Below are 15,716 nucleotides of genomic sequence, written 5' to 3'. Positions count from 1 at the left end.
GGGGCTCTCTGGATCAGGTTGTGGCAGGAATGGGCGGCATCATAAAACGTTTAGCTGGCGTACTGCGCAATCCCGTTGCCGAACGACCAGTTTTCCCTCTTGACCTCCACCAGGCTGATAAACACGTCTTCGAGGCGTACCGCGAGTTCACGGTTCAGGCTCTCGGCGATGCTCTTGTACAACAGCTTTTTCTGCTCGGTGCTACGGCCTTCGTTCAAGGTGATCTGGATGATCACCAGGTTGTCGCTGCGCTGGATACCCAGGTACTCAGGGTCATAGATGAAGTGGTGTTCATCGTGCTCGGTGAGGATCTGGAAATTGTCGTGCTCGGGCACGCCGATGGCCGTGTGCATGGCGTTATAGATCAGTACGCCGACGCGCTTGGCGTAGGTGACGTCGGGGTTTTTCCGAAGGTCGATGCGCACGATTGGCATGGCAGATATTCCAGTGAGAGGCGTGGCATTAAAAATACATGATGGCTGGAATTTATAAAATAGATTTTTAATGAAATATAAAAACGGTACTCATCAAACCTCTCCAATCACCTGCTCCGCACAACCATTCCTCAGCTAAGTCTTTGCTTATTCAAGCGAATCCCGGACAATCGCGCCCCTGTTTCGGTCGTGGCGCTGCCTGTCAGGTTTTTCTGACTCGCCCCGACTGAGTGAATGCGGAGATCCGAACGGATGAATGATCAGGCCAATAGCGTCGACGAACGCTACGCAACGACACCTGCAACCCTCACAAGCTGGAGCCGCCAGGACACCACCTGGATGCTCGGGCTGTTCGGTACGGCCATCGGCGCCGGCACCTTGTTCCTGCCGATCAACGCGGGCCTTGGCGGCTTCTGGCCGTTGGTGATCCTCGCGCTGCTGGCGTTCCCGATGACGTTTTTCGCTCACCGTGGCCTGACCCGCTTTGTACTCTCGGGCCGTGAAGGCTCGGATATCACCGACGTGGTCGAGGAACACTTCGGCCTTAAGGCCGGTGCCGCGATCACCTTGCTGTACTTCTTCGCGATCTTCCCGATCCTGCTGATCTACAGCGTGGCGCTGACCAACACCGTCGGCAGCTTCATGGAGCATCAACTGCACATTGCGCCGCCACCGCGGGCGATCCTGTCGCTGGTGCTGATCCTCGGCCTGCTGGCCGTGGTGCGTTGTGGCGAGCAGGTGATCGTCAAGGCCATGAGCCTGATGGTGTATCCGTTTATCGTTGCCTTGCTGTTCCTGGCGGTGTATCTGGTGCCGCACTGGAATGGCGGCATCCTCAGCACCGCCAGCACCGTGCCGGCCCCGTCGGCGCTGCTGCATACCCTGTGGCTGGCAATTCCGGTGATGGTGTTCTCGTTCAACCACTCGCCGATCATCTCGGCCTTTGCGGTGGACCAGAAGCGCCAGTACGGCGAACACGCTGAAGAACGCAGCTCGCAGATCCTGTCCCGGGCGCACATCCTGATGGTGGTGATGGTGCTGTTCTTCGTGTTCAGTTGCGTCCTGACCCTGTCCCCGGCGCAGTTGGCCGAAGCCAAGGCGCAGAACCTGTCGATCCTGTCGTACCTGGCGAACCACTTCAGCAACCCGACCATCGCGTTCGCCGCGCCGTTGATCGCGTTTGTGGCGATTGCCAAGTCGTTCCTGGGCCACTACATCGGCGCCAGTGAAGGCCTCAAGGGCCTGGTGCTCAAAAGCGGCCGTCGTCCCGCTGCCAAGACCCTGGACCGCATGACGGCTGCCTTCATGCTGGTGGTGTGCTGGATAGTCGCCACTCTCAACCCGAGCATCCTCGGCATGATCGAGACTTTGGGCGGGCCGATCATTGCGTCGATCCTGTTCCTGATGCCGATGTACGCGATCCGCAAGGTACCGGCGATGGCCAAGTACCGTGGCCAGGCGTCCAACGTGTTTGTGACGGCGGTGGGCCTGGTGGCGATTACCGCGCTGATTTACTCGCTGATGTCCTGACAGCACCCGGTTTCAGTGCAATGATCACGGCCAATTCGCAGACTGCGGATTGGCCGTTTTTTTGCCAGGGAATTAGGGATTGAACATCAAGCCTGAGAGCGACTCCACGCCGAACCGTGCACAAGACTTGCTGGCCGGCCTGTCCATCGCCGGCTTGCTGCTGCCCGAGGCCGTGGCCTATTCCACCATCGCTGCGTTGCCGCCCCAGGCAGGCGTGATCGCCTTGTTCGCCGGGTTACTGTGCTACGGCCTGTTCGGTACCAGCCGCTTCGCGATCGTCTCCGCCACGTCATCCTCGGCGGCGGTGCTGGCGGCAGCTACCGCGACGCTGGCGGGGGACGACCCGACACTCAGGTTGAGCCTGGCAATTGGCCTGGTAATGGTGACCGGGGCGTTTTTCCTGCTGGCCGGGTTGCTCAAGCTGGGCGGGCTGACCTCGTTTATCGCCAAGCCGGTGCTGCGTGGCTTTGCCTTCGGGCTGGCGTTGACGATCATCCTCAAGCAACTGGCCAGCGTGGTGGGCGTACACCTGACCGATAACAACCTGATTCGCTTCCTGCCCCAACTTCTGGAGCAATTGCCGCGCTGGAACTGGGCCGCCGCATCAGTCGCGGGTGTCGCATTGCTCTTGCTGTGGCTGTGCGCGCGGGTCCGGCGCCTGCCGGGGGGACTGCTGGTGGTGATCCTCGGGATAGCCGCCGGCCAGTGGCTGGATTTGCAGGCCCATGGCGTGGCGTTGATCGGTGTGATCGACCTGCGCCTGGAGTTTGCGCACCTTCCGGTGTTGCCGTTCGCCGACTGGCTGCGCCTGGGGGAGTTGGCGTTTGCCATGGTGATGATTCTTTACGCCGAGTCCTACGGCTCCATCAGCTCATTCGCCCTCAAGCATGGCGACCGCGTGTCATCCAATCGCGACCTGCTGGCGCTGGGGGCCGCCAATCTGCTGTCCGGGCTGTTTCAGGGTATGCCCGCCGGGGCCGGTTACTCGGCGACCTCGGCCAATGAGGCAGCGGGCGCCAATTCTCGACTGGCGGGGGCGGTCGCGGCGCTGGTGGTGTTGCTGATCGTCCTTACAGTGCTGCCGTTAGTTGCACTGACGCCGGAGCCGGTGCTCGCCGCCATCGTTATCTACGCCTTGGGTCGGGGCTTGAGCCTGCAACCCTTGGGCCGCTATTTCTCCTGGCGGCGCGACCGGTTGCTGGTGATTTGCGCGGTGGCGGCGGTGTTGGTGCTCGGCGTGCTGGACGGTCTGCTGGTGGCGGTCGGCATCAGCGTGGTGTTGATGCTGCGCCAGATGTCGTCGGCGGATGTGCGTGAGCTGGGGCGCATTGACGGTGGGCATGATTTTGTCGACTTGCTGCATCACCCGAGCGCCGAACAGATCCCGGGTGTTCTGATCGTGCGGCCCAGCGAAGCGCTGTTCTTTGCGAATGCCGAGCGAGTGCTGGGGGCGGTGTTGAGCCTGATGCGGCACGCTACGTTCCCGGTGCACACGGTGGTGCTCAGCCTGGAAGAATCGCCTGACCTCGATGGCACCACCATCGAGGCGTTGCAGGCGTTTTTCGTCCAGGTGCAAGGGGAGGGCAAGTGCCTGGTGCTGGCCCGCGTACGGCATGAGGCACAGGAGGTGTTGCAGACGTTGCCTGAAGCGTGCGCGCCGCAGGTGCTGATCAGCGGGTTGAGTGTCGATGGTGCGGTGCAACTCGCGTTGCAACCCACCGCCTGAATGCAAAAAGCCCCGAATAGTCGGGGCTTTTTATTGAAGCGAGGCTTAACGGCGGCGGAACAACGGCAACGGTTCATCCGTCGCCGCCTGGTACGTCACCGAGAAATCCTTGAGGCTTTCCAGCGCTTCATACGGGTCTTTGTCTGCGCGCAAGGCGAAGGCATCGAACCCGCAACGGCGCAGGTAGAACAACTGGTCGCGCAGCACATCACCAATCGCCCGCAGCTCGCCCTTGTAACCATAACGGTCACGCAGCAGGCGGGCGTTGGAGTAGTTGCGACCGTCGGTGAAGGCCGGGAAGTTCAGGGCGATGACCTGGAAGTGCTCCACGTCATCACCGATCTCTTCGGCTTCTTCATCGGCGTCCAGCCACACACCCAGGCCGCCGTCGCGGGCCTTGAGGGCGTGAGCGTGCTCGCGCCACAGGGCCAGCGGCACGATCAGGTCGTCGCAGTTGGAGATGCCATCGAAGCTCGCGTCCTTGGGCAGCAGGTGCCAGGTTTCGTCGAGGACTTCGTTGTTCTTAATGATTCGCTGCATAGACGCGCTCCTTGAACAGGTCAATGCCGATGCGCTGGTAGGTGTCGATGAAACGCTCATCTTCGGTGCGCTGTTCAACGTACACGTCGATCAGCTTGCCGATCACGTCAGGCATGACTTCCTGGGCGAAGGACGGGCCGAGGATCTTGCCCAGGCTCGCATCGCGGCTGGCGCTGCCACCCAGGGACACTTGGTAGAATTCTTCGCCTTTCTTGTCCACGCCCAGGATGCCGATGTGGCCGACGTGGTGGTGACCACAGGCGTTCATGCAACCGGAAATGTTCAGGTCCAGTTCGCCGATGTCGAACAGGTAGTCCAGGTCGTCGAAACGGCGCTGGATCGATTCGGCAATCGGGATCGATTTGGCGTTGGCCAGGGAGCAGAAATCGCCGCCCGGGCAGCAGATGATGTCGGTCAGCAAGCCGATGTTCGGCGTGGCAAAACCCTGCTCGCGCAATTCGCCCCACAGGGTGAACAGCTGAGACTGTTCGACGTCGGCGAGGATGATGTTCTGCTCGTGGGAGGTGCGCAGTTGGCCGAAGCTGTAGCGCTCGGCCAGGTCGGCGACGCCGTCCAGTTGCTTGTCGGTGATATCGCCCGGTGCAACACCGGTAGGTTTCAGCGACAGGGTCACGGCCACATAGCCCGGCTTCTTGTGGGCCAGGGTGTTGCGGGTGCGCCAGCGGGCGAAACCCGGGTGCTGCTGGTCGAGCTCGGCCAGTTTGGCGTCCTGGTTGCTCAGGGCCTTGTAGTCCGGATCGACGAAGTGTTTGGCGACGCGGTGCACTTCGGCTTCGGTCAGGGTGGTCTGGCCGCCGCGCAGGTGTTCCATCTCGGCGTCGACCTTCTGGGCAAACACCTCAGGGGTCAGCGCTTTGACCAGGATCTTGATCCGGGCCTTGTATTTGTTGTCACGACGGCCATAGCGGTTGTAGACCCGCAGGATCGCGTCGAGGTAGCTCAACAGGTCCTGCCACGGCAGGAATTCGTTGATGAACGCACCGACCACCGGCGTACGGCCAAGGCCACCGCCGACGAGAACACGGAAGCCCAACTCGCCCGCCGCGTTATGCACCGGCTCCAGGCCGATATCGTGCACTTCGATGGCTGCGCGGTCCGAGGTCGAGCCGTTGATGGCGATCTTGAACTTGCGTGGCAGGTAGGCGAATTCCGGGTGGAAGGTGGTCCATTGACGGACGATTTCACACCATGGGCGCGGGTCGATCAGCTCGTCAGCGGCGACGCCGGCGAACTGGTCGGTGGTGACGTTGCGCAGGCAGTTACCGCTGGTCTGAATGGCGTGCATCTGCACGGTGGCCAATTCAGCCAGGATGTCCGGCACGTCTTCCAGGGCCGGCCAGTTGAACTGCACGTTCTGGCGGGTACTGATGTGGGCGTAGCCTTTGTCGAAGTCGCGGGCAATCTTGGCCATCATGCGCGTCTGACGGGAAGTCAGTTGGCCATAAGGCACGGCAACCCGCAGCATCGGCGCAAAGCGCTGAACATAAAGGCCATTTTGCAGGCGCAGAGGGCGGAACTCTTCTTCGCTCAGTTCGCCTGCCAGATAGCGTCGGGTCTGATCACGGAACTGCTTGACGCGGTCCTCGATGATGCGCTGATCGTATTCGTCGTATACGTACATATAGGTCCTGTTCTCGGCAAATCTGCGCGCACGGCCGCGCACTCCCAACGGAGCCGGCGCACGATACCAGTTTGCGTTTATGCGCAAAAGTGATGTTTGAGTATATGCAAATAACCAAATCGACTAATGAGAACCGTTATCGCGATACCCACATTTGTCATGCGGGCAATCATGATCTTTACTGTGCTCGTGTCTTTATGCAATCACCTATAAAACCGACAAGAGGCGATGCTATGAGCAATCCGACCAAAGCCCGCAAAAGTGACAGCAGTGTCGATGCCTGGGCCATTCTGTTCTTGATTATCCTTGTGGTTTCCACTGCCGTGTTCTGGGTCAGCCATCAATAAAAGGACGTTACCGAGCCCTGCTGCCCGACAATCGGCAATTAGCCGAGATTGATCGGCCCGATGCCATTATCATGGGCCGTCATTTCCAAGGGCTCAGACAACGATGTTGAAGGTTCTCTGCAAGTGCTTGCTGGTGCTGAGCATGCCGTTCTGGGCTGTTGCCCAGGCGACGTCGGTGGTGTTTCTCAACCCTGGCAATTCGACCGAGGCCTTCTGGGTCAGCTACGCGCAATTCATGCAGGCCGCCGCCAGGGACCTCGGCCTGGATTTGCGTGTGCGCTATTCCGAGCGCGACCCCGAGGCCACACTGGTGCAGGCCCGTGAGGCGTTGCAAGGCACAGAGCGTCCGGACTACCTGGTGCTGGTCAACGAGCAGTACATCGCGCCACAGATCCTGCGCCTGTCCCAGGGCAGCGGGGTCAAGCTGCTGATCGTCAATAACGCCCTGACCGCCGACCAGACTCAACTGCTGGATGCCGGCAAATACCCCAACTGGATCGGCAGCATGGTGGCCAACGATGAAGAAGCCGGCTACCTGATGCTCAAGGAACTGCTGCGCCTGCATGGCCCGGTTACCGAAGGCCAGACACTTGACCTGCTGGCGTTCTCCGGCGCCAAGACCACCCCTGCGGCGCAACTGCGTGAGGAGGGCCTGCGCCGGGCACTGGTGGATTACCCCCAGGTGCGCCTGCGCCAGATGGTGTATGGCGAATGGAGCCGTCAACGCGCCTTCGAGCAGGCCACGCAGTTGTTCAAGCGCTACCCGCAGACGGCACTCGTATGGTCAGCCAATGACGAGATGGCGCTGGGCGCGATGGATGCGCTGCAAGAAGACGGGCGCACGCCGGGAAAGGACGTGTTGTTCAGCGCGGTCAACAGTTCGCCTGAAGCCCTCCAGGCACGGCTCGATGGCCGGCTCAGTGCGCTGGTGGCGGGGCACTTTACTGTCGGCGGCTGGGCGATGGTGGTGCTGCATGACGATGCCTTGGGGCTGGACATGGCCGGGCATGGCGGGCGTGAGCGCAAGCTCGGGCTATTTCAATTGATCGACCCGGCCCTCGCCGCCCAGCTATTGCAGGTGCATGGGCGCGAGGATTACGGGGTGGATTTTCGCGCGCTGTCAGCGCAGGGCAAGCCGGCGGATTACCGTTACCCGTTCAGCCTGCAACTGCTGATGCATTGACCGGGTTCAAACACCGGCCAGGTGCAACACCAGCTTGACGATGCCAAACAGGGTCAAGGCAAAGACGGCGGTGAACAGGATGCCCAGCACTACAAAGTGGCTGGGCTTGCCGTGGGTGAAGTCGCGGGCACGGTTTTTCCCGCTTTGCACGCCGAAGGCGGCGGCCATCACGCTGTGGAGCATTTGCCAGAAGGTCGGTGGTTTGTGGTTGGCTGGATCGTCCATACATCCCCCAGTGAAGGTGTGTATGGACAGCATAGTCAATCCAGCGATTAGTTGTCGTAACCCAGGTTAGGCGCCAGCCAGCGCTCGGTCACGCTCAGGTCCTGATCCTTGCGGGCGGTATAGCTCGCCACCTGGTCCTTGTCGATCTTGCCTACGGCAAAGTACTGCGCCTGCGGGTGAGCGAAGTACCAGCCGCTGACGGCTGCCGCCGGGAACATCGCGTAGTGCTCGGTCAGGAACACGCCGCTGCGACCCGCGTGCATTTCGCGAGCTTCAGGGTCCAGCAGTTGGAACAGCTGGGCTTTCTCGGTGTGATCCGGGCACGCCGGGTAACCCGGGGCAGGGCGGATGCCGCTGTATTGCTCCTTGATCAGTGCTTCGTTATCCAGCACTTCGTCCTTGGCGTAGCCCCAGTGTTCTTTACGCACTTGCTGGTGCAGCCACTCGGCGCACGCCTCGGCGAGGCGGTCGGCCAACGCTTTAACCATGATCGAGTTGTAGTCGTCGCCAGCGTCCTGGTAAGCCTTCGCCACTTCTTCAGCGCCGATGCCAGCGGTGGTGATAAAGCCACCGATGTAGTCGGTCACGCCGCTGTCTTTAGGCGCGACGAAGTCGGCCAGGGAGAAGTTCGGCTTGCCGTCGGTCTTGATGATCTGCTGGCGCAAATGGTGCAGCTTGGCAATCGGCTGGCCATCGTCGCCGTAGACTTCCAGGTCATCGTCCTGCACCTGGTTGGTCGGCCAGAAGCCGAACACGGCGCGGGCGCTGATGAGTTTTTCGTCGATCAGCTTCTTGAGCATTTCCTGGGCGTCGGCGTACAGCGAGGTCGCGGCTTCACCCACGACTTCATCGGTGAGGATGCGCGGGAATTTGCCGGCCAGGTCCCAGGAGATAAAGAACGGCGTCCAGTCGATGTACTCGGCCAGGACGTTGAGGTCGATATTGTCCAGCACTCGGGCACCGGTAAACGTCGGCTTGACCGGCGTGTAGCTGCTCCAGTCGAACTGCGGCTTCTTGGCGATGGCGGCCGGGTAGCTCAGGCGCTCGGTGCGGGCGCTGCGGTTGGCGGTGCGCTCGCGAACGTCGATGTATTCCAGGCGGGTTTTTTCAACGAACGCCGGCTTCAATTCCTTCGACAGCAATTGCGTTGCCACGCCCACGGCGCGGGAGGCGTCGGTGACGTAGATCACTGCGTCATTGCTGTATTTCGGCTCGATCTTCACCGCCGTGTGGGCCTTGGAGGTGGTGGCGCCACCGATCATCAGCGGCAGGTGGAAATCCTGGCGCTGCATCTCGCGGGCGACGTGCACCATCTCGTCCAGGGACGGGGTGATCAGCCCGGACAGGCCGATGATGTCGCACTTCTGTTCCTTGGCCACCTGCAGGATTTTCTCGGCCGGGACCATCACGCCCAGGTCGACGATGTCATAGCCGTTGCAACCCAGCACCACGCCAACGATGTTCTTGCCGATGTCGTGCACGTCGCCCTTCACCGTGGCCATCAGGATCTTGCCCTTGGCTTCCGGTTTGTCGCCCTTTTCCAGCTCGATGAACGGGATCAAGTGAGCCACGGCCTGCTTCATCACCCGGGCGGATTTCACCACCTGGGGCAGGAACATTTTACCGGCGCCGAACAGGTCGCCGACGATGTTCATGCCGGACATCAACGGGCCTTCAATCACCTCGATCGGGCGCTTGAACGACTGCCGGGATTCCTCGGTGTCTTCAACGATGTGGGTGGTGATGCCCTTGACCAGCGCGTGTTCCAAGCGCTTGTTGACTTCCCAGCCACGCCATTCCTCAGTCTCGGCTTCCTTGACGCTGCCGTCGCCTTTGTACTTGTCGGCAATGGCGAGGAGGGCGTCGGTGCCTTCCGGGGTGCGGTTGAGTACTACGTCTTCCACCGCGTCGCGCAGCTCGGCCGGGATCTGGTCGTAGATCTCCAGCTGTCCGGCGTTGACAATACCCATGGTCAAGCCGTTGCGGATCGCGTAAAGCAGGAACACCGAGTGGATCGCTTCACGCACCGGGTTATTGCCACGGAACGAGAACGACACGTTGGACACGCCGCCGGAAGTCAGCGCATACGGCAGCTCGTCGCGGATGTAGGCGCAGGCATTGATGAAGTCGACGGCGTAGTTGTTGTGCTCCTCGATACCGGTGGCGACCGCGAAGATGTTCGGGTCGAAGATGATGTCTTCCGGCGGGAAGCCGACTTCATTCACCAGGATGTCGTAGGAGCGTTTGCAGATTTCTTTCTTGCGCGCTTCGGTGTCGGCCTGGCCGGCTTCGTCGAACGCCATTACCACCACTGCCGCGCCGTAGCGCTTGCACAGTTTGGCGTGGTGAATGAACTGCTCCACGCCTTCCTTCATGCTGATGGAGTTGACGATGCCCTTGCCCTGGATGCACTTGAGGCCGGCCTCGATCACTTCCCACTTGGAGGAGTCGATCATGATCGGTACGCGGGAGATGTCCGGCTCGCCGGCAATCAGGTTGAGGAAGGTCACCATGGCCTTCTTCGAATCCAGCATGCCTTCGTCCATGTTGATGTCGATCACCTGGGCGCCGGCTTCCACCTGCTGCAGGGCGACTTCCAGGGCTTCGGTGTAGTTGTCTTCACGGATCAGACGGGCGAAGCGGGCGGAACCGGTGATGTTGGTCCGCTCGCCGACGTTGACGAACAACGAGCTGCGATCAATGGTGAACGGTTCCAGGCCCGACAGGCGGCAGGCCTTCGGAATGTCCGGGATCGGGCGCGGTGCGTAACCGGCCACGGCCTTGGCGATGGCTTCGATGTGGCCCGGCGTGGTGCCGCAGCAACCGCCGACAATATTGAGGAAGCCGCTCTGGGCGAACTCTTCGATGACCTTGGCGGTTTCCGACGGCAGTTCGTCGTACTCGCCGAATTCGTTGGGCAGGCCGGCGTTCGGGTGGGCGGAAACGTGGGTGTTGGCCTTGTTCGACAGCTCTTCCAGGTACGGGCGCAACTCGCTGGCACCCAGGGCACAGTTGAGGCCCACAGACAAAGGCTTGGCGTGGCTGACCGAGTTCCAGAAGGCTTCGGTGGTCTGGCCCGACAGGGTACGGCCGGAGGCGTCGGTGATGGTGCCGGAGATCATGATCGGCAACTCGACGTTCAACTCCTCGAACACGCCCTGTACGGCGAAAATCGCGGCCTTGGCGTTGAGGGTGTCGAAAATGGTTTCGATCAGGATCAGGTCGGCGCCACCCTCGATCAGGCCCTTGGTGGCTTCGGTGTAGTTTTCCACCAGCTCATCGAAGGTCACGTTGCGGTAGCCGGGGTTGTTTACATCGGGCGACAGCGAGCAGGTACGGCTGGTCGGGCCCAGCACGCCGGCGACGAAACGCGGCTTGGCCGGGTTTTCGAGGGTCTTGGCGTCGGCGATCTTGCGCGCCAGGCGCGCGCCTTCTACGTTTAATTCGTAGGCCAGGTCTTCCATGCCGTAATCGGCCATGGAAATGCGCGTGGCGTTGAAGGTGTTGGTTTCCAGGATGTCGGCGCCGGCATCCAGGTAGGCTTTTTCGATGCCGCCGATCACGTCCGGGCGGGTGATCACCAGCAGGTCGTTATTGCCCTTGACGTCGCTCGGCCAGTCGGCGAAGCGTTTGCCACGGTAGTCCTGCTCTTCCAGCTTATAGCTCTGGATCATCGTGCCCATGCCGCCGTCGAGGATCAGGATGCGTTCCTTGAGGGCTTGGTGGAGGGCTTGCAGACGAGCGCTACGATCGGGCATGGGACTACTCTGGTCAGGTATTACGGAGGGCGAAGATCATAACAAACCTGTGCGCTTTTAGAGCATGTGCAGGGTTTGCATGAATATCGCTCATGTTGGCGAGGGTGTTACATCGGTAGAATCGCCAGGTTTTCACCGTACGCATCGAACCGGGACCGGGAACATGTCACTTCGCCTCATCGTCAGCGCCGTTTTTGCGCTGGTCGCCAGCACCGCACAGGCAGAAGGTCCCGCTCCGGCGATCTCTTATACCCGTGATATTCAGCCGATCTTCACCGAGAAGTGCGTGGCCTGCCACGCCTGTTATGACTCGGCCTGCCAGCTAAACCTCGGCAGTGCTGAAGGCGCCGCACGTGGCGCGACCAAAGTGCCGGTGTACGACGGCGAACGCAGTCTTGCCAGCCAGCCCACCCGTTTGTTCTATGACGCCTTCGGCAAGGCCGCGTGGCAGCAGAAGGGTTTCTACTCGGTACTCGATGCCCAGGGCAGCCAGGCCGCACTGATGGCGCGCATGCTGGAGCTGGGGCATAACGCACCGTTGCAGCCCAATGCCAAGCTGCCTGACGACATCGTGCTGGGCCTGAACCGCGAAAATACCTGCCCGATGCCGGGCGAGTTCAACGCCTACGCAGGTAGCCATCCCAAGGAAGGCATGCCGCTGGCCGTCACCGGCCTGACCGACCAGCAGTACCAAACCTTGCAACGCTGGCTGGCCTCCGGTGCACCGATCGACGAACAAGGCCTGGCACCGACTGCCCAGGAAGCCCTGCAAGTGCAGCAATGGGAAAACCTGTTCAACCAGCCCGGCGCCCGGGAAAGCCTGGTGGCGCGCTGGTTGTTCGAGCACCTGTTCCTCGCCCATATCTACTTTGAAGGCGGTGAGCCGGGGCATTTCTTCCAGTGGGTGCGTTCGCGCACCCCGAGCGGGCAACCGATCGACCTGATCAACACCCGTCGCCCCAACGACGACCCGGGCACTCAGGTGTACTACCGCCTGTGGCCGGTGCAGGGGGTGATCGTGCACAAGACCCACATCACCTATCCGTTCAGCGCCGAGAAAATGGCCCGCATCAAGTCGCTGTTCTACACCGATGACTGGCAGGTGAACGCCTTGCCGGGCTACGGACCGGGCCGGCGGGCCAACCCGTTTGAGACTTTCGAGGCGATTCCGGTCAAGGCGCGCTACCAGTTCATGCTGGATAACGCCGAATACTTCGTGCGTACCTTTATTCGCGGGCCGGTATGCCGTGGGCAAATCGCCACGGACGTAATCCGAGACAACTTCTGGACCCTGTTCCAGGACCCCGACCACGACCTGTACATCACCGATGCCCGCTACCGCGGCCAGGCCACGCCGTTGCTGGCGATGCCGGGGCAGATTGACGATGTGGGCAGCGTGCTCAGCCTGTGGCTTAAATACCGCGACAAGCGCAACGAATACGAAGCGCTGCGCCGAGACAGCTATGCCGACCTGCCACCGCCGAGCTGGGCGTCCCTGTGGGCGGGCAACGATAACGCCTTGCTGAGCATCTTCCGCCACTTCGACAGCGCCTCGGTGACCAAGGGCTTGATCGGCGAGGTGCCGCAAACCATGTGGCTGTTCGACTATCCGCTGCTGGAGCGCACCTACTACCAGTTGGCAGTGAATTTCGATGTGTTCGGCAACGTTTCCCATCAGGCCCAGACGCGCTTGTATTTCGACCTGATCCGCAACGGCGCCGAGCAGAACTTCCTGCGTTTGATGCCGGCGGACTCGCGGGATGATTTCCTCGACGATTGGTACCAGAACAGTGGCAAGGTCAAGCTGTGGATGGACTATGAAGCCATTGACGATGACAAGCCCACTGGGCTGACGCTCGATGAAAAAGACCCCAAGCGCGACTTCGCCAACCAGTTGCTGGCCCGTTACGGCGACTTGAACGCCAGCCCGGACCCGATTAACCGTTGTATCAGCGCCTATTGCTCACGGCGGGGCATTGATCCTGCGCTGCAGGACGCCGAACAGGCCCTGAGCCGCCTGACCAATCGCCCGGCGGCGGGGCTCAAGGTGATCGACCAGTTGCCGGAAGCGACCCTGCTGCGCATCGAAACCCGTAGCGGCAAACGTGAGATCTACAGCCTGCTGCGCAACCGCGCCCACAGCAACGTGGCCTTTATGCTCGGTGAGGCTTATCGCTATCAGCCGGGCCTCGACACCGTGACTATCTATCCCGGGGTGCTGAGTAGCTATCCGAACTTCATGTTCAACATCCCGGCGGAGCAGGTGCCGGCGTTTGTCGCCGCCATGGAGAACGCCAAGGACGCCAATCGCTTCGAGAAGATCGTCGACCGTTGGGGTATTCGCCGCAGCCATCCGCAGTTCTGGCAGTACTTCCACGACCTGTCGCAGTACCTCCACGAAACCACGCCGCTGGAAGAGGGCGTGCTGGACATGAACCGCTACGAGAATCTTTGATCGACCTTTGACCGTCGACGGCTGTCCCAAGCCAGAGGCACCTGAATAATCGGTGTCGAGGGTTGGGAGAGCGGGTCGACGATGTTGATTTCAGTACAGGCACTGCGCGCCCTGGCGGCCTGGACCGTGGTGGGTCATCACTTCATGCAGATTTTCTTTGGTTTCCAGGCCGACTCGGCGCTGGGGCACCTGTTTGTCGACAAGGGCGCGGCGGGCGTGGACGTGTTCTTCGTCATCAGCGGCCTGGTGATCTTCCTCTCCACCGAGAACAAACAGCTGCCGCCCTGGCGATTCCTGGTGTATCGCCTGCTGCGGATCGTCCCGGCGTACTGGTTCTACACGGTGTTGATGGCACTGCTGGTGGTGTTTGCCCGGCCGGTGTTGCCGGACCAGAGCGTCGATGCGGCTCATGTGTTGATGTCATTGCTGTTTATACCTTCCGAAAATCCCGGTGGTTATGGGATGTACCCGACCTTGAATGTCGGCTGGACCCTGAACTACGAAATGCTCTTCTACGTGCTGTTTGCCTGGGCGCTGCTGTTTCGGCGGCAGTGGCGGGTGCTGGTGGTGGGCGCATTGTTGTTCGCGGTGTGCCAGGCGTGGACGTCGTTTGGCTGGATCAGCGATTTTTATCGTTCGGACATCGTGTACGAGTTCTTGCTGGGGATTGGCATCGGCATGCTGTACCGCAAGGGCTGGATTCGCCCCGGCCTGTGGCTGCCGCTGGCGGGTGTTGCCGGTGCGTTGTTGGCGATTTACCACTGGCCGGCATCACCGCGCGCCCTGACCTGGGGCGTGCCGAGCGCGGTGCTGGTGGTGGCCTGTATTTCGATGGAACGCTATTTCGAGCGCAGCCGCCTGCTCAGGGTGATGGGGGATTGTTCCTATTCGGTCTATTTGATGCACGTGCTGGTGCTGTCGGCCGGTGGTTTTGTGGCCCAGCGTTATGGGGTGAATGCCTACGTGATGCTCGGCGTGTGCGTGGTGCTGATCGCCCTTGGGTCGCTGGCCAGCTATCACTGGCTGGAAAAGGGCAGTTATCGTCGGCTCAAAGGCTGGTTCGATGGCGACGAACGGTTGGTGCTTTCCCGACAAAAATACTAGGACTTTGTACCTCGGTAATAATTTGGCGTAAACTGCCGGCAAGCCTGCGAGGAGTTTCCATGACCGCTATTACCATTACCGACGCCGCCCACGATTACCTGGCTGATCTGCTGTCGAAGCAGAACACCCCGGGCATCGGGATTCGCGTCTTTATCACCCAGCCCGGCACCCAGTACGCAGAGACGTGCATTGCCTACTGCAAGCCGGGAGAAGAAAAACCTGAAGATACGGCGTTGGGGCTGAAAAGCTTCACGGCGTATATCGATGCATTCAGCGAAGCGTTCCTTGACGATGCGGTGGTTGATTACGCCACTGATCGTATGGGTGGCCAACTGACCATCAAGGCGCCGAACGCCAAGGTACCGAACGTTAATGCGGATAGCCCGATTAACGAGCGCATCAACTATTACTTGCAGACCGAGATTAATCCCGGGCTGGCCAGCCACGGTGGTCAGGTGAGCCTGATTGATGTGGTTGATGATGGTATTGCTGTGTTGAAGTTTGGTGGCGGTTGCCAGGGCTGTGGCCAGGCGGACGTGACCTTGCGTGAGGGGATTGAGCGTACGCTGCTTGAGCGGGTTCCGGAGCTCAAGGGTGTGCGGGATGTGACTGACCATACGCAGAAAGAAAACGCCTACTACTAAGGGTGTTCGCTGTGGATGTGGAAAAAACGGCGCCTCGTGAGCGCCGTTTTTTTTTGCTTTTTATTCAGTGGGTTGCGTGGTGTTTGTGAGGTTTTAGGTTAGTTGCATTGTGTACATATCCGTTGCTG

The 15,716-nt window shown here is 60.7% G+C and carries 11 protein-coding genes; 6 read left to right on the top strand and 5 right to left on the bottom strand.

The features are described 5' to 3' along the window. Positions 1-50: 50 nt before the first annotated feature. On the bottom strand, positions 51-434 hold the full coding sequence (locus tag SNL23_RS06440) for a tautomerase family protein (protein ID WP_318301863.1): 384 nt from the start codon (positions 432-434) through the stop codon (positions 51-53). Positions 435-686: 252 nt separating this feature from the next. Here SNL23_RS06440 and SNL23_RS06435 point away from each other — a divergent pair, with 252 nt between their 5' ends. Both SNL23_RS06435 and SNL23_RS06430 read left to right on the top strand, forming a co-directional pair. After that, complete coding sequence (locus SNL23_RS06435; RefSeq protein ID WP_076014873.1) at positions 687-1,964, top strand: serine/threonine transporter; 1,278 nt, start codon at positions 687-689, stop codon at positions 1,962-1,964. 79 nt (positions 1,965-2,043) lie between these two features. Then, positions 2,044-3,690, top strand: coding sequence for a SulP family inorganic anion transporter (locus SNL23_RS06430; protein ID WP_318301862.1), 1,647 nt, complete (start codon positions 2,044-2,046; stop codon positions 3,688-3,690). A gap of 45 nt (positions 3,691-3,735) precedes the next feature. On the opposite strand, the gene SNL23_RS06425 is transcribed toward SNL23_RS06430, so the two are convergent. Both SNL23_RS06425 and SNL23_RS06420 read right to left on the bottom strand, forming a co-directional pair. Further along, the gene (locus SNL23_RS06425; RefSeq protein ID WP_003210798.1) at positions 3,736-4,230 is read right to left on the bottom strand and encodes a DUF934 domain-containing protein; all 495 of its coding nucleotides are present in this window, start codon (positions 4,228-4,230) and stop codon (positions 3,736-3,738) included. Then, positions 4,214-5,872 (bottom strand): nitrite/sulfite reductase, encoded by a 1,659-nt coding sequence (locus SNL23_RS06420; RefSeq protein ID WP_318301861.1) that lies wholly within the window; start codon positions 5,870-5,872, stop codon positions 4,214-4,216. Before SNL23_RS06420 ends, SNL23_RS06425 begins: the two co-directional genes overlap by 17 nt. Before the next feature lie 450 nt (positions 5,873-6,322). On the opposite strand from SNL23_RS06420, the gene SNL23_RS06415 reads away from it, so the two are divergent. After that, on the top strand, positions 6,323-7,402 hold the full coding sequence (locus SNL23_RS06415; RefSeq protein WP_318301860.1) for an ABC transporter substrate-binding protein: 1,080 nt from the start codon (positions 6,323-6,325) through the stop codon (positions 7,400-7,402). A 6-nt stretch (positions 7,403-7,408) separates the two neighbouring features. Here SNL23_RS06415 and SNL23_RS06410 read toward each other — a convergent pair whose 3' ends face one another. Further along, complete coding sequence (locus SNL23_RS06410) at positions 7,409-7,627, bottom strand: DUF2970 domain-containing protein (RefSeq protein ID WP_076014869.1); 219 nt, start codon at positions 7,625-7,627, stop codon at positions 7,409-7,411. A 47-nt stretch (positions 7,628-7,674) separates the two neighbouring features. Then, positions 7,675-11,385 carry a methionine synthase gene (gene metH, locus SNL23_RS06405; protein WP_318301859.1) on the bottom strand — a complete coding sequence of 1,237 codons (3,711 nt, stop codon included), beginning with the start codon at positions 11,383-11,385 and terminating at the stop codon, positions 7,675-7,677. 163 nt (positions 11,386-11,548) lie between these two features. Between metH and SNL23_RS06400 the strand changes: the two genes are divergently transcribed. From SNL23_RS06400 to nfuA, 3 genes are all read left to right on the top strand, one after another. Then, positions 11,549-13,840: a fatty acid cis/trans isomerase gene (locus tag SNL23_RS06400; RefSeq protein ID WP_318301858.1), complete on the top strand. Its 2,292-nt coding sequence runs from the start codon at positions 11,549-11,551 to the stop codon at positions 13,838-13,840. A gap of 81 nt (positions 13,841-13,921) precedes the next feature. Then, complete coding sequence (locus SNL23_RS06395) at positions 13,922-14,944, top strand: acyltransferase family protein (RefSeq protein ID WP_318301857.1); 1,023 nt, start codon at positions 13,922-13,924, stop codon at positions 14,942-14,944. A gap of 59 nt (positions 14,945-15,003) precedes the next feature. Continuing rightward, on the top strand, positions 15,004-15,588 hold the full coding sequence (gene nfuA, locus SNL23_RS06390) for a Fe-S biogenesis protein NfuA (RefSeq protein WP_003210817.1): 585 nt from the start codon (positions 15,004-15,006) through the stop codon (positions 15,586-15,588). Positions 15,589-15,716 lie beyond the last annotated feature (128 nt).

This window comes from Pseudomonas sp. SED1, assembly GCF_034044025.1.
Classification (GTDB): domain Bacteria; phylum Pseudomonadota; class Gammaproteobacteria; order Pseudomonadales; family Pseudomonadaceae; genus Aquipseudomonas.
The sequence above is the reverse complement of the archived record's forward strand: the minus strand, read 5'-3'. Positions and strand labels throughout refer to the sequence as shown.